The following is a 14,748-nucleotide window of genomic DNA, read 5'->3' on the forward strand; positions in this document are numbered from 1 at the left end:
AATGCCGCTGCAATCGGGTATACTCAGGCGGCAGTCCGGGATATCCAGGGAGAGTCAATTTGCGCGTCAGCCGCTCGTTAACAATTAAACAGATGGCAATGGTTGCGGCCGTTGTCATGGTGTTTGTTTTTGTCTTTTGCACCGTTTTGTTGTTCCATCTGGTACAGCAGAACCGCTACAACACGGCTACGCAACTGGAAAGCATCGCGCGATCTGTTCGGGAACCTCTTTCTTCCGCGATTTTAAAAGCGGATCTCCCCGGCGCGGAAACCATTCTGGAAAGTATTAAACCTGCGGGCGTGGTGAGTCGCGCCGATGTGGTATTGCCGAATCAGTTCCAGGCGTTGCGTAAGCGCTTCATTCCTGAACGCCCCGTCCCGGTTATGGTGACGCGTCTCTTCGAACTGCCGGTACAAATTTCTTTGCCGGTTTATTCGCTGGAGCGTCCCGCCAATCCGCAACCGCTGGCCTACCTTGTATTGCAGGCGGATTCGTACCGTATGTACAAGTTCGTCATGAGCGCGCTCTCTACGTTAGTGACCATTTACTTACTTTTATCGCTGATCCTGACGGTGGCCATCGCCTGGTGCGTAAACCGCCTGATTGTGCATCCGCTGCGCAAAATCGCCCGCGAGCTGAACGACATTCCGCAGCAGGAGCTGATCGGACATCAGCTGGCGTTGCCGCGTCTGCATCAGGATGATGAAATTGGAATGCTGGTGCGCAGCTATAACCTCAACCAGCAGCTTATGCAGCGTCAACGCGAGGAGCAAACGGACAACGCGATGCGTTTTCCGGTTTCCGAGCTGCCCAATAAAGCCTTTTTAATGGCATTGCTGGAACAGGTTATCGCCCGCCAACAGACCACCGCGCTTATCATCGTGACGTGCGAAACGTTGCGTGACACGGCAGGCGTGCTGCAAGAAACGCAGCGGGAGATTCTATTACTGACGCTGGTTGAGAAGCTGAAGTCGGTGCTGGCGCCGCGCATGGTGCTTACGCAGGTCAGCGGGTATGACTTCGCCATTATCGCCCACGGCGTTAAAGAGCCGTGGCACGCCATCACATTAGGTCAGCAAATACTCACTATCATTAATGAACGACTGCCCATCCAGGGTATTCAACTGCGCCCAAGCTGCAGTATTGGCATTGCGATGTATTATGGCGATCTGACCGCCGAAGCGCTCTATGGTCGCGCCGTTTCCGCCGCGTTTACCGCGCGCCGAAAAGGTAAAAATCAGATCCAGTTCTTTGACCCGGCGCAGATGGAGGCCGCTCAACAGCGCCTTACCGAAGAGAGCGATATCCTTACCGCGCTGGATAACCATCAGTTTGCCATTTGGTTGCAGCCGCAGGTCGAGATGCGCAGCGGCAACGTATTAAGCGCCGAAGCCTTGTTACGTATGCAACAGCCGGACGGTAGCTGGGAATTGCCGGAGGGGCTGATTGAGCGCATTGAATCCTGCGGCCTGATGGTCACGGTGGGCCATTGGGTGCTGGAAGAGTCCTGCCGCCAGCTTGCCGCCTGGCAGGAGCGCGGCGTGACATTGCCGCTCTCCGTCAATCTTTCCGCGTTACAGCTCATGCACCCTGGCATGGTGTCGGATCTGCTGGAATTGTTAAATCGCTATCGTATTCAACCGGGTACGCTGATTCTTGAGGTCACTGAAAGCCGCCGTATCGACGATCCGCACGCTGCCGTCGCTATCTTACGTCCGTTACGTAATGCTGGCGTGCGTATCGCACTGGATGATTTTGGCATGGGTTACGCGGGGCTGCGCCAGTTACAGCATATGAAGTCGCTACCGGTCGATATCCTTAAAATTGATAAAATGTTTGTCGATGGGTTACCGGATGATCACAGTATGGTGACGGCGATTATTCTGATGGCCCGCAGTCTTAATTTACAATTGATTGCCGAGGGCGTGGAGAACGAGGCGCAACGCGCGTGGCTGGAACAGGCGGGAGTCAACGTCGCGCAAGGCTTCCTGTTTGCTCGGCCCGTTCCCGCGGATATCTTTGAAGAACGGTATCTGTCGCACGAAAATTCTGATTACAAAAGTTAAAAAAGGTCGCGCTTGTGCGAGCCAGCTCAAACTTTTTAACATTTTTGTTTCAATTATGATCCTGGCGCATTTCTGTCATGTTGTGTGGGTGTTATTTTAAGGCCGCAGGTTACTCATAACCTTACAAGAGCTGTGGTTTTTACTTCAAGGACACCCTATGAAAACCTCTCTGTTCAAAAGTCTTTATTTTCAGGTCCTGACAGCAATCGCCATTGGTATTCTCCTTGGCCATTACTATCCTGAACTGGGCGCACAAATGAAACCGCTTGGCGACGCGTTCGTTAAGCTCATTAAGATGATCATCGCTCCTGTCATTTTCTGTACAGTCGTGACGGGCATCGCAGGCATGGAAAGCATGAAAGCGGTGGGGCGTACCGGCGCGGTCGCGCTGCTTTACTTTGAAATTGTCAGTACGATTGCGCTGATTATCGGTCTTATCATCGTCAACGTTGTGCAACCTGGCGCCGGGATGAACGTCGATCCGGCAACGCTGGATGCGCAGGCGGTGGCCGTTTATGCCGCACAAGCCAAGGAGCAGGGCATTATTGCCTTCCTGATGGATGTCATACCGGGCAGCGTGATCGGCGCGTTTGCCAGCGGCAACATTCTGCAGGTCTTACTGTTTGCGGTGTTGTTTGGTTTTGCGCTGCACCGTTTGGGCAGCAAAGGCCAGCTCATTTTCAATGTGATTGAGAGTTTTTCGCAGGTCATTTTCGGCATCATCAATATGATCATGCGCCTGGCGCCGATTGGCGCATTCGGCGCGATGGCCTTCACCATCGGTAAATACGGCGTCGGTTCTCTGGTGCAACTGGGGCAGCTCATTATCTGCTTCTATATCACCTGTATTCTCTTCGTGGTGGTGGTGCTGGGGACGATTGCACGGGTAACGGGCTTTAGCATTTTTAAATTTATTCGCTATATCCGGGAAGAATTACTCATTGTGCTCGGCACCTCCTCTTCCGAGTCAGCGTTGCCGCGTATGCTCGATAAGATGGAAAAACTGGGGTGCCGTAAATCGGTGGTGGGGCTGGTGATCCCGACGGGGTATTCGTTCAACCTTGATGGCACCTCTATTTACCTGACGATGGCGGCGGTGTTTATCGCCCAGGCGACCAACAGCCATATGGATATCTTCCACCAGATAACGCTGCTGGTCGTGCTGCTGCTCTCGTCAAAAGGCGCCGCGGGCGTGACCGGAAGCGGCTTTATTGTGCTGGCGGCCACTATCTCCGCCGTGGGCCATTTACCGGTTGCGGGACTGGCGTTAATCCTTGGTATCGACCGCTTTATGTCCGAAGCGCGCGCGCTGACTAACCTGGTGGGTAACGGCGTGGCGACGGTGGTGGTTGCCAAATGGGTGAAAGAGTTAGATCACCAAAAGCTAGACGATGTGCTTAATAATCGTGCGCCGGATGGCAAAACGCACGAAATTTCCTCCTAATCTCGCCACTTATGCCCGTAGTCCCTTCCAGGACTGCGGGTGTTTGCGCATAATTGACCCCTGCGCCCAAAGCATACAGCATGATGCTTCGGGATTATTTCACTTCTTCCGTGACATTTTTAGGTTCTCGCGGTCTAACACGAAGTGTTTTTACGTCATATTCAGGCATCCCTGCCGGGGCTGTCTTTTTATTACCAGGATTGTTGATCAGGGGTTCACATGCAGGGCACAAAAATTCGACTCTTAGCGGGCAGTCTGTTGATGTTGGCCTCTGCCGGCTATGTGCAGGCAGATGCGCTACAGCCCGATCCGGCATGGCAACAGGGGACGCTGGCTAATGGGTTACAGTGGCAAGTGTTGGCTACGCCTCAGCGCCCCAGCGATCGTATTGAAGTTCGTCTCCAGGTTAATACCGGTTCGCTCACCGAAAGTACGCAACAGAGCGGGTTCAGCCATGCGATTCCCCGTATCGCGCTGACGCAAAGCGGTGGTCTGGATGCCGCACAGGCACGTTCTTTATGGCAGCAAGGGTTTGATCCGAAACGTCCCATGCCGCCCGTTATTGTTTCTTATGATTCCACGCTCTATAACCTCAGTTTACCCAATAACCGTAACGATCTGCTGAAAGAAGCGCTGACCTATCTGGCTAACGTCTCCGGTAAATTAACCATTACGCCAGAGACGGTGAATCATGCGTTAAGCAGCGAAGATATGGTTGCGACGTGGCCAGCAGATACTAAAGAGGGCTGGTGGCGTTATCGGCTGAAAGGGTCGGCGTTATTGGGGCACGATCCCGCGGAACCGTTAAAGCAGCCGGTAGACGCAGCCAAAATTCAGGCTTTCTATGAAAAATGGTACACCCCGGATGCCATGACGCTGATTGTTGTCGGCAACATTGATGCGCGCTCCGTCGCCGAGCAGATCAACAAAACGTTCGGTACGCTGAAAGGTAAACGCGAAACGCCCGCCCCGGTGCCGACGCTTTCGCCGCTGCGGGCGGAATCAGTGAGCATTATGACCGATGCGGTGCGCCAGGATCGTCTCTCCATTATGTGGGATACGCCGTGGCAACCGATTCGCGAATCGGCGGCGCTGTTGCGCTACTGGCAGGCGGATCTGGCGCGCGAAGCGCTGTTCTGGCATATCCAGCAAGAGCTTACTAAAAATAACGCGAAAGATATTGGTCTGGGGTTTGACTGCCGGGTTCTGTTCCTGCGCGCGCAGTGCGCCATCAACATTGAATCACCTAATGATAAGCTCAATACCAATTTGAGCCTGGTGGCGAATGAACTGGCGAAAGTACGCGATAAAGGTTTGTCGGAAGAGGAGTTTACTGCGCTGGTGGCGCAGAAAAATCTCGAATTGCAAAAGCTGTTCGCGACCTACGCGCGTACCGATACTGACATTTTGACTGGACAGCGTATGCGCTCGCTGCAGAATCAAGTTGTGGATATCGCGCCGGAGCAGTATCAGAAGCTGCGTCAGAATTTCCTCAACAGCCTGACCGTTGATATGCTCAATCAGAATTTACGTCAGCAGCTATCGCAGGAGATGGCATTAATTTTGCTGCAACCGCAAGGCGAGCCGGAATTTAATATGAAGGCGTTAAAGGCGACGTGGGATGAAATCATGGTCCCGACAACTGCCGCCGCTGTTGAAGCAGATGAGGCGCATCCGGAAGTGACGGAGACACCGGCGGCACAGTAAGCTGCCGCCTGCCGGCCCGGTAAGCGCAGCGCCACCGGGCAAGAGCAAATGACTTACTGCGGCATCGCGTCGTGCGGAATAATGGCCCCACGGTACTGAATTACCGTGCTGGCCGTCAGGTGTCCGCGCTTCGCGGCATCCGTCGCGCTGCCGCCCGTCAAACGAACGGCCAGATAACCGGCGCTGAAGGAGTCGCCTGCGGCAGTGGTGTCGATCACTTTCTCTTTCGGCAGTTTTACTGCCGGAACGTCAATGAGCGCCTCGCCCTGAATTGAGACCAGGCAAGAGTCCGCCCCGCGTTTTACCACCACTTCCTGCACGCCTGCCGCATGGGTGCGGGCAATGACCTCTTCCACCGGTTGCTGACCCCATAGCGCGTCTTCATCGTCCAGTGTCAGGAAAGCGATATCAGTACATTCCAGCATCTTTTGATAGACCTGCTGCGTTTCTTCGCGACTTGTCCATAAACGCGGGCGATAGTTATTATCAAAAATGACTTTCCCGCCGTTGGCCCGGCATTCACGCAATAAAGACAGCAGCTTATCACGGCTGGTCGGGCTTAAAATCGCGAGGCTAATGCCGCTCAGGTAGAGATAATCGAAGGTCGCCAGCGCCTTGCAGATAGCCGCTGACTGCTCGCTCTCCAGCCAGAATTTCGCTGCCGCTTCGTTACGCCAGTAGTAGAAGGTACGCTCGCCAGTGTCATCGGTTTCGATGTAATAGAGGCCTGGTAGGCGATTTTCCATCCGCTGCGTTAGCGAGGTATCCACATTTTCATGCTGCCACGCCTCCAGCATCTGTTGGCTGAAACTGTCGGTACCCAGCGCCGTCACATAGTGAACGGCCAGAGCGGCAGAATCGACCTGACGGGCAATATAAACGGAGGTATTCAGCGTGTCGCCGCCGAAGCCGCGCTGAACATCAGCGCCTTTCTGCGACAGTTCAATCATGCATTCGCCAATCACGGCAATCTTTTTAGACATAGTCGTGAACCTGATCTGTAAAAATTAGCGTTAGTGTGCGCTGTGGATGTTTAGTGGTCAATAATATTAAAACATCGGTCCATTATTTTTTTGAGCAAGTGCGTATTTTTGACAAGTTTCGGGGGCTGTTTTTATTTTGCCAGGGACCGAGGGTAAAGTTCTCTGCCTGAACGCCGATAACCTTTGACGAGTCCGGACAGTCACATTCCCATTAACAGGACAACTGAGATGATAAAGCAGGTTATCCAGCAGCTACGCGTTCCTGATGCAGGTATAGAGAATTTGCAGGAACGGCGCTATTGGCTGCAATGCGAGCGTGCCTATACTTACCAGCCGATATACCAGACGGATGGCCGTCTGATGGCGGTTGAACTTCTCACTGTCGTCACCCATCCTGATAACCCTTCCAGACGTATTGCCCCGGATCGTTATTTCGCGGAGTTAGCGGTTCGACACCGCATTGACGTAGTGAAAGAGCAACTTCATCAGCTTGAACAAAAAGCGGATTTTTTCACTCGCCATCACTTATTGGCATCAGTCAATGTTGACGGCCCTACGCTGATTGCCATGCGACGACAGCCGGACATTCTGGCAGCGATGGAGCGTTTACCCTAGCTGCGTTTCGAATTGGTGGAACATATTCGTTTGCCGAAAGACTCCTCTTTCGCCTCGATGTGTGAGTTCGGCCCGCTGTGGCTGGATGATTTTGGTACTGGTATGGCCAATTTTTCAGCGCTGAGCGAAGTGCGTTATGACTACATTAAAGTGGCGCGCGAGCTGTTCGTCATGCTGCGTCAGTCCGCGGAGGGACGCAACCTGTTCACTCTGCTGCTGCAACTGATGAACCGCTACTGCCGCGGCGTTATTGTCGAGGGCGTGGAGACGCTGGAAGAGTGGCGTGATGTGCAGCGTTCGCCCGCCTTTGCCGCCCAGGGCTATTTTCTTTCTCGACCCGTGCCGCTGATATCGCTCGAAGAGGTGATTCTGACCCTGTAACGCCAGACTGTTCCCGTAATACGTGGTATTACGAGGCGCGGTCATCCTCCTTTTTCGTCTGGCTGAACTATCTTTAGGACAGGCAAGGGAAGAAGTGAGGAAATAACACATGACTAAAGCAGGCAAAATAACCGCCGCCATCACAGGGACTTTCTTGTTGTTGATCGCCATAGTGATTTTGTTGATCGCAACATTTGACTGGAACCTCCTCAAACCGACCATCAACCAGAAAGTCTCTACCGAATTGAACCGGCCTTTCGCTATTCGCGGCGATTTAGGCGTGGTGTGGGAACGCCAAAAACAGGAGACCGGCTGGCGAAGCTGGGTACCGTGGCCGCATGTTCACGCGGAAGACGTCATTCTCGGCAATCCGCCGGATATTCCGGAAGTTACGATGGTGCATCTGCCACGCGTTGAGGCGACGCTTGCCCCGCTGGCGCTCCTGACCAAAACCGTCTGGCTGCCGTGGATCAAACTGGTGAAACCCGACGCGCGTCTTATTCGTCTGTCCGAGAAAACCAATAACTGGACCTTTAACCTCACGCAAGACAAGAATACGGACCCCAATGCTAAACCTTCCGCCTGGTCCTTCCGGCTGGATAATATTCTCTTCGACCAGGGGCGAATCGCGATCGATGATAAGGTCAGTAAAGCGGATATCACTATTCTGGTCGATCCGTTAGGCAAACCGTTGCCGTTCAGCGAAGTGACGGGAACGAAAGGCAAAGCAGACAAATCCACCGTGGGCGACTATGTCTTCGGCCTGAAGGCGCAGGGGCGTTATAACGGGGAACCGTTGACCGGTACGGGAAAAATAGGCGGTATGCTGGCGCTACGCAGCGAAAGTACGCCTTTTCCTGTGCAGGCCGATTTCCGCTCTGGTAATACGCGGGTGGCTTTTAGCGGCGTGGTGAACGAACCGATGAAAATGGGCGGCGTCGATCTGCGGCTTAAATTCTCTGGCGATTCACTGGGCGATTTATATGATTTAACCGGCGTGCTGCTGCCGGATACGCCGCCGTTTGAGACCGATGGGCGATTGGTGGCGAAAATTGACGCCGAAAAGTCATCAGTATTTGATTATCGCGGTTTTAACGGGCGCATTGGCGACAGTGATATCCACGGCTCCCTCACTTATACCACCGGTAAACCGCGCCCTAAACTGGAAGGCGATGTCGAATCGCGCCAGTTACGCCTGGCCGATCTTGGGCCGCTGATTGGCGTGGATTCCGGGAAAGACGCTGAGCAGTCGAAACGGTCTGAACAGCGCAAAGGCGAGAAGAATGTTCAGCCGGCGGATAAAGTGTTGCCTTACGATCGCTTTGAAACCGACAAATGGGACGTTATGGACGCCGATGTCCGGTTTAAAGGCCGACGTATTGAACATGGCGGCAGTCTACCGATTAGCGATCTTTCGACCCATATCATCCTGAAAAACGCCGACTTACGTCTACAGCCGCTGAAGTTTGGTCTGGCAGGCGGCAGTATTGTCTCCAACATCCATTTGGAAGGGGATAAAAAGCCAATGCAGGGGCGGGCGGATATACAGGCGCGTCGGCTGAAGCTTAAAGAACTGATGCCGGATGTGGAGCTGATGCAGAAAACGCTGGGCGAGCTGAACGGCGATGCGGATATTCGCGGGACGGGCAACTCGGTCGCCGCGCTGCTTGGCAACAGTAACGGCAATCTCAAATTATTGATGAATGATGGATTGATTAGCCGCAACCTGATGGAAATCGTGGGGCTGAACGTCGGCAACTATATTGTCGGGCAGATTTTTGGCGATGACGAAGTGCGGGTTAACTGCGCGGCGGCGAATCTCAATATTGCGAACGGCGTGGCGCGACCGCAAATTTTTGCTTTTGATACAGAAAATGCGTTGATTAACGTGACCGGTACGGCGAGCTTCGCCTCTGAACAGCTCGATTTAACCATTGATCCGGAAAGTAAGGGGATTCGTATTATTACGCTACGATCGCCGCTGTACGTGCGTGGGACATTTAAAAATCCGCAGGCGGGCGTCAAGCCCGGCCCGCTGATTGCGCGCGGCGCGGTTGCGGCAGCGCTGGCGACGTTGGTAACGCCCGCCGCCGCGCTATTGGCGCTCATTTCGCCCTCTGAAGGCGAAGCCAATCAGTGCCGGACGATTTTAACGCAGATGAAGCAGTAACGTGAAACGTCGCGCCGGATGACGCCATCCGGCGCCCTATTACAACGCCTGATGACGCGTCTCATGGGTTAACAGCAGTGCAATCAGCGTCAGCGCCGCCATTGACGCCAGGTAAACCCCTACCGCCGCCAGCCCGTAGTGGCTTTGCAGCCATGCGGCAATATACGGCGCGACGGAAGCGCCCAGAATCGATGAGACATTGTAGGAAAACGATGCGCCGGTATAGCGCACTTCCGTCGGAAATAGCTCCGGCAGCAGCGCTCCCATTGGGCCGAAGGTCAGCCCCATCAGGCTCAGGCCTAACAACAGGAACACGAATACCAGCGCTGGATTGCCTGAACCCAGCAGCGGGGTAAAGGCGAACAACGCGAAGAGAATGATGAGCGTGGTAATGATGACCATGCTTTTCCGACGGCCAAATGCGTCCGCCAGCAGGCCGGCGACGGGCACCATCACGCCGAAACCAATCACCGCCATCATCAGCATCCACAGTATTTCATTGCGCGGCAAGCCAAGCCCCACCGGCGCGGCGGCAGTGCTGTAAGTCATGGAATAGACGGTCATGATATAGAACAGCGTGTAGGTCGCCAGCATGATAAACGTGCCGAGAATGGTTACGCGGACATGCTTCGTCAGCAACGTGCCCAGCGGTATTTTTACCTGCTTTTTCGCTGCGGCGACTTTCGCAAACACCGGCGTTTCATGCAGCGACACGCGCACATACAGGCCGATAATCACCAGCACCGCCGAGAAGATAAACGGCACGCGCCAGCCCCAGCTCATAAACTGCTCGTCGGTCAGCAGCCAGGAGAGCAACAGGAAGGTGCCATTGGCAAAAAAGAAGCCGATCGGCGCGCCCAACTGCGGGAAGGAGCCATATAGCGCGCGTTTGCGCGGCGGCGCATTCTCCGTCGCTAATAACGCCGCGCCGCCCCATTCGCCGCCCAGCCCCAGTCCCTGACCGAAACGCGCCAGCGCCAGCAGCAGCGGCGCGAAAATACCTATCGTCGCGTAGCCCGGTAACAGACCGATAATGACCGTGGAGATCCCCATCGTCAGCAGCGAAGCCACCAGCGTGACTTTGCGGCCTACCCGGTCGCCGAAGTGGCCGAATAGCGCAGAGCCAATCGGACGCGCCACAAACGCGATAGCGAAGGTGGCGAGCGATTGTAGCGTTGCCGCAGTGGGATCGCCCTGGGGGAAGAAGATAAGGGGGAACACGATCACCGCTGCGGTGGCGTAAATATAGAAGTCGAAGAACTCAATCGCGGTGCCGATAAGCGAGGCAATAACGACTTTATTGCGTGAGTTTACCGGAACATGTTCCTGTTCATGGTCGAGTGTTGTGGCGGTTGCTTGCATACTATTTTCTTATTTTTAGCGAACGAATAGCCATATTACGCACAGCAAAAGTTATATTTCAATGTGTAACAAAAGCCAAAGATGGTCAAAAAAAGCGCAAAAAGGGGATAATTTTTAAGCCTGCCATTTTGCGTCTATGAAATGCTTCACATAATTTTAGAATTGGTGGATAAAACTGGTTTCAGGTTAAATAAAAGTTAATTACTGGATTTATATGCTGAAACAATGAGATGAGGCGGAAGGACGTGCCTGATTGTACCGCCGGGTACGCTTTACATACCCGGCCTGGGTCCACACAGCAGTAGGCCGAATGACGCCGCCGTGCGTGCCATTCGGCAGCAAGCCGCAGACTAGCGTTGCGTTTTACCCGGCATTCGCGGGTCGTCCTTGTATTCGGCGGTGGCTATCCAGGCCGCGCAGAATAACGTCAGGCGGGCAAAAAAGTAGAAGAAGGCCATCAGACCGAGTACGGAGCCAAACGCCGCGCCGGAAGGCGATTTCACCAGTGACGGCAGCGTATAGGTCATAATGATTTTAATCACCTCAAAACCGATAGCGGCGATAAATGTCCCGCGAATCAACGCTTTTTTACGGGGACGATGGCGAGGCAGTCGCCAGAAAATCCAGAAAAAAAGTAGATAGTTGGCAAAAATAGAGATGGCCAGACCGATCAAATGCCAGGCCGGTTTTAACCATTCGATGCTGTCGAGATACAAGGCGGAGATGATCATCTGCTGGGCGGAACCGGCGATGGAAGTAATGGACAGCGTAATGATTAAAGCGATTAATAATCCAATCAGCGAGATAAAATCGCGCAGATATTTGAGCCAGATTTTCTCCTGATCCTGCGGCTTGCGCTCCCAGACGTCCCGTGACTGGGCGCGAATCGCTTCCCGCAGGTTGCCCATCCAGTTAACGCCGGAATAGAGCGCGATACCCAGTCCGACCAGCCCTACCGTGGTACGCTGTTGAACCGCCGTATTAATCGTATTTTTAAGCGTGGACGCCAGCGTAGGATCGCTCACATTCATCAATATCTTGCTGAAAATATCTTCCAGTAGATTAGGGTGCGAGGCGAGGATAAAACCTGCCGCGGCAAAGGACACCATCATTATCGGGATCATCGACAGAAACGAAAAGTAGGTGATAGCCGCGCCAAACTGATTACCCAGTCGATCGTTAAAACGTTCGGTCGCGCGAATGAGGTGGGCCACCATTGGTTGACGCTGAATTTTTTGCATCAGGGTGGTGACGGAATGCAACGCCTGATTTGCCTTTTCGTTTTTTTCCGGGGCGTCATGCGGCTGCGTTTCTATTTTTTGTATCGGGTCGTGCTCCAGTTCCTGAATAGGGCGTTTTACGTCATTTTCCTGCGTCATCAGGTCGGTAGTCCTTCATCATTAATAGAATATGTCAGTATAGCCTCTCCCCGGTGGATGCTGAAAATGCGGCTACTCTGCGGCCTCTTTAATGCTTTCCGTCAGCCATACCATAAACAGGTGTACCCGGCGGGAAAGATTACGGCGATGGGGATAATGCAGCGTCATCGGCAGTGGAGCGGCGCGATATTGCGGTAAAATTTCAATGAGCGTTCCGGCGCGTAACGCCTCCCGTACAGCAATGCGCGGCGTCTGAATGATTCCTAATCCTGCCAGACAGGCTGTATGCCAAGTCTCCGTACTGTTTACCGTTAGCATTCCGCCGGTTTTTACCCACTGCATACCGTAGGGAGTTTCAAAGGCAAAACCCGGTGAAGAAACTCCCGGGGTCAATGAATAATGCACCACCGCATGTGAGGCGAGATCGTCAAGGTTTTCTGGATACCCAAAGCGCGCCAGGTATTGTGGGCTGGCGCAGTTCACTCTTCTCAGTTTGCCAAGCGGGCGCGTCAGTATCCCTGGCGCATGTAGCGGCTCTGTGCGCACCACGCAGTCGAAATCTTCCCGTAGTAAATCGACCTGTCGATCGCTACTACAAAGTTCCAGCGCAATGCCGGGATACTGATGCAAAAAAGTGGGCAGGCGCGGCATGATGAGGCTGTTTGCGAGACATGGCGGTATATCTACCCGTATTTTGCCACTGATACTGGCGGGATCAGGCTGGAAAAGACCCTCCAGTTCATCCAGGTTACTCAACAGATCTTTTGCCCGTTCGTAGTAAACCATTCCGTCCTGAGTAAGTTGTACCCGCCGGGTGGTGCGGTGGAGCAGGCGGATGCCCAGTTGATGTTCTAACGCTTGTATTTGCCGTGAGACGCTGCCTTTGGGAAGGCCGATATCCTCTGCTGCGCGGGAAAAACTTTCCCGTTCCGCCACGCGTACAAACAATTTCATTGCATATATTTTATCCATCATCAGGCTCTATTATTGTTCTTATTGAAACAGTGACGCTGAAGCGGCTGGTTTTATTGATTTTCTAGCACCTAATAAGCCCTTTCGCAATCATTGCTCGCGTGACGAATACGTCTGATCGCGTTGCGCGGCGGATTTATCGCCTTCCGGCCAGGCATTTTAGCGCCAAAAAGCCGATAAACGGGACGAGAGCGGTAAAACACGCTGATAGCCGCGGGTGTAGTGGGAGAGAGAAATGCATGTACATATACGGTATTGTCATTGACCCATCGTCGCGGTTTTCAGGCGGATTGGCTATTTTTTAACAAAATGTGCTACTTTATTTTTTGTAACACATCAGGTGAAAAGCAGATATTTCCTTTGTGACGCGCCAGGCGTACTCTTCATTAAATTAATATTCAAATTAGCCTTGGCTGTTCGCGCTAATAAGATATTCCTTACTTTAAAAGGCTAATTTTAGCGAATTCTGTAATCCCGATGTTGAAGCTGTAAATATTCATAGCCTTTCCCTTCCTCAACCAATGACTATCGGTAAAATGGCCTATACCAAATGGCGACTTCTTATTTTACCCTACGGGTAATACCCTTCCTCATCTTGAGACTATTATCTTACCCAGGTGGAGAAAAGTAATGCAGGTAATCATGTTTGACAGGCAGTCAATATTTATTCATGGAATGAAAATCAGTTTGCAGCAGCACATTCCAGGAATAAGTATCCAGAGTGTCGGTCAGGCAGAAGAACTCTGGCAAAAAATAGAAAGCGCGCCGGATGCGCTGGTCATGCTGGATAGCGGCCTGGATGCTGAATTTTGCCGCGAGGTGTTACAAAGAACCGTGCAGCAATTTCCGGAGGTGAAGATTATTATCACGGCGATGGATGGCAGTCAAAAGTGGCTGCATGAAGTCATGCAATTTAACGTTCAGGCCGTGGTGCCACGCGATTCTGATGCCGAAACCTTTGTCCTTGCGCTCAATGCTGTCGCTCGCGGGATGATGTTTTTACCGGGGGATTGGTTAAATTCAACGGAGCTGGAGTCCCGTGATATAAAAGCGTTAAGCGCCCGCCAGCGGGAAATTTTGCAGATGCTTGCCGCAGGAGAATCAAATAAACAAATTGGGCGGGCGTTAAATATTAGTACCGGGACGGTTAAAGCGCATCTGGAGTCGCTTTACCGGCGGCTGGATGTAAAAAATCGTACCCAGGCCGCCATGATGTTAAATGAATCGAATTAACGACGTTAAATTCGCAGTCCGCTTATTTCTGGCTGTGAAATATCACCCGTATTGATTAATGATAAAAAACGCTGATGTCCGATGCTGAACATCAGCGCAATAAGCGTTTCGCGTTGAAACCGATCGTTAAGTTCCGGCAAACAATTCTGTAGCAGTATATCGCAGCTATTGAGGTCATCCAGCAAGAATGCCTCCGCCTGGTCGGGCGTAATGAACGTCAGCGTCTCATCCGGCGTCAACATATGCCCGTAACCAATCACCCAGTTACCCTGCCGATCGCGATACTTTTCCAGCGACAGACCCTGCCACTGTTTAATAAACGCGATGCAGGCGGAGCTAAAGCGAGATGAAATGTGCGGCATGGCATCTTTCTCATAAAAAGCGCGATTATAAAGTGTGCTGCATGCGTGGCTAGCGGTCAGACGGCCAAACGCAG

Annotated in this window: 10 protein-coding genes and 1 pseudogene; 6 read left to right on the top strand and 5 right to left on the bottom strand. The window is 52.8% G+C overall.

The features are described 5' to 3' along the window. Positions 1–59: 59 nt before the first annotated feature. The 3 genes from hmsP (at position 60) to ACQ29O_RS01130 (ending at position 5,217) form a co-directional block, all read left to right on the top strand. A complete protein-coding gene (gene hmsP / locus ACQ29O_RS01120) occupies positions 60–2,066 on the top strand; it encodes a biofilm formation regulator HmsP (RefSeq protein WP_001266347.1) in 2,007 nt (668 codons plus the stop codon). A gap of 157 nt (positions 2,067–2,223) precedes the next feature. After that, positions 2,224–3,510: a C4-dicarboxylate transporter DctC gene (gene dctA / locus ACQ29O_RS01125; protein WP_000858228.1), complete on the top strand. Its 1,287-nt coding sequence runs from the start codon at positions 2,224–2,226 to the stop codon at positions 3,508–3,510. A gap of 219 nt (positions 3,511–3,729) precedes the next feature. After that, entirely contained in the window at positions 3,730–5,217 is a 1,488-nt protein-coding gene (locus ACQ29O_RS01130; RefSeq protein WP_001163182.1) for a M16 family metallopeptidase, read from the top strand. 53 nt (positions 5,218–5,270) lie between these two features. On the opposite strand, the gene ACQ29O_RS01135 is transcribed toward ACQ29O_RS01130, so the two are convergent. Next, complete coding sequence (locus tag ACQ29O_RS01135) at positions 5,271–6,200, bottom strand: sugar kinase (protein WP_000037586.1); 930 nt, start codon at positions 6,198–6,200, stop codon at positions 5,271–5,273. Positions 6,201–6,428: 228 nt separating this feature from the next. On the opposite strand from ACQ29O_RS01135, the pseudogene pdeH reads away from it, so the two are divergent. Both pdeH and ACQ29O_RS01145 read left to right on the top strand, forming a co-directional pair. Beyond that, positions 6,429–7,196: pseudogene (pdeH, locus tag ACQ29O_RS01140) on the top strand (cyclic-guanylate-specific phosphodiesterase). Positions 7,197–7,305: 109 nt separating this feature from the next. Continuing rightward, positions 7,306–9,366, top strand: coding sequence for an AsmA family protein (locus ACQ29O_RS01145; protein ID WP_253336154.1), 2,061 nt, complete (start codon positions 7,306–7,308; stop codon positions 9,364–9,366). 39 nt (positions 9,367–9,405) lie between these two features. On the opposite strand, the gene ACQ29O_RS01150 is transcribed toward ACQ29O_RS01145, so the two are convergent. The 3 genes from ACQ29O_RS01150 to ACQ29O_RS01160 form a co-directional block, all read right to left on the bottom strand. Beyond that, the gene (locus tag ACQ29O_RS01150; RefSeq protein WP_001148981.1) at positions 9,406–10,728 is read right to left on the bottom strand and encodes an MFS transporter; all 1,323 of its coding nucleotides are present in this window, start codon (positions 10,726–10,728) and stop codon (positions 9,406–9,408) included. Between the two features lie 350 nt (positions 10,729–11,078). Continuing rightward, the gene (yhjD, locus tag ACQ29O_RS01155) at positions 11,079–12,107 is read right to left on the bottom strand and encodes an inner membrane protein YhjD (RefSeq protein WP_000191231.1); all 1,029 of its coding nucleotides are present in this window, start codon (positions 12,105–12,107) and stop codon (positions 11,079–11,081) included. A gap of 72 nt (positions 12,108–12,179) precedes the next feature. Further along, entirely contained in the window at positions 12,180–13,079 is a 900-nt protein-coding gene (locus ACQ29O_RS01160; protein WP_001675017.1) for a LysR family transcriptional regulator, read from the bottom strand. 630 nt (positions 13,080–13,709) lie between these two features. Between ACQ29O_RS01160 and ACQ29O_RS01165 the strand changes: the two genes are divergently transcribed. Then, a complete protein-coding gene (locus ACQ29O_RS01165; protein ID WP_001196089.1) occupies positions 13,710–14,312 on the top strand; it encodes a response regulator transcription factor in 603 nt (200 codons plus the stop codon). A gap of 5 nt (positions 14,313–14,317) precedes the next feature. Here the strand turns inward: ACQ29O_RS01165 and ACQ29O_RS01170 are convergent, their stop codons facing one another. Then, the gene (locus tag ACQ29O_RS01170) at positions 14,318–14,674 is read right to left on the bottom strand and encodes a glycoside hydrolase family protein (RefSeq protein WP_001120249.1); all 357 of its coding nucleotides are present in this window, start codon (positions 14,672–14,674) and stop codon (positions 14,318–14,320) included. Between the last annotated feature and the right edge of the window lie 74 nt (positions 14,675–14,748).

The sequence above is a fragment of the Salmonella sp. GDC200615 genome, from assembly GCF_050574145.1.
GTDB classification, from domain to species: Bacteria; Pseudomonadota; Gammaproteobacteria; order Enterobacterales; family Enterobacteriaceae; genus Salmonella; species Salmonella enterica.

What these genes read in the sequence shown, in the direction of transcription:
- dctA (WP_000858228.1), top strand. Translation starts at nt 2,224, where the DNA reads ATGAAAACCTCTCTGTTCAAAAGTCTTTATTTTCAGGTCCTGACAGCA.
- ACQ29O_RS01130 (WP_001163182.1), top strand. Translation starts at nt 3,730, where the DNA reads ATGCAGGGCACAAAAATTCGACTCTTAGCGGGCAGTCTGTTGATGTTG.
- ACQ29O_RS01135 (WP_000037586.1), bottom strand. Translation starts at nt 6,200, where the DNA reads ATGTCTAAAAAGATTGCCGTGATTGGCGAATGCATGATTGAACTGTCG.
- ACQ29O_RS01145 (WP_253336154.1), top strand. Translation starts at nt 7,306, where the DNA reads ATGACTAAAGCAGGCAAAATAACCGCCGCCATCACAGGGACTTTCTTG.
- ACQ29O_RS01150 (WP_001148981.1), bottom strand. Translation starts at nt 10,728, where the DNA reads ATGCAAGCAACCGCCACAACACTCGACCATGAACAGGAACATGTTCCG.
- yhjD (WP_000191231.1), bottom strand. Translation starts at nt 12,107, where the DNA reads ATGACGCAGGAAAATGACGTAAAACGCCCTATTCAGGAACTGGAGCAC.
- ACQ29O_RS01160 (WP_001675017.1), bottom strand. Translation starts at nt 13,079, where the DNA reads ATGGATAAAATATATGCAATGAAATTGTTTGTACGCGTGGCGGAACGG.
- ACQ29O_RS01165 (WP_001196089.1), top strand. Translation starts at nt 13,710, where the DNA reads ATGCAGGTAATCATGTTTGACAGGCAGTCAATATTTATTCATGGAATG.
- ACQ29O_RS01170 (WP_001120249.1), bottom strand. Translation starts at nt 14,674, where the DNA reads ATGCCGCACATTTCATCTCGCTTTAGCTCCGCCTGCATCGCGTTTATT.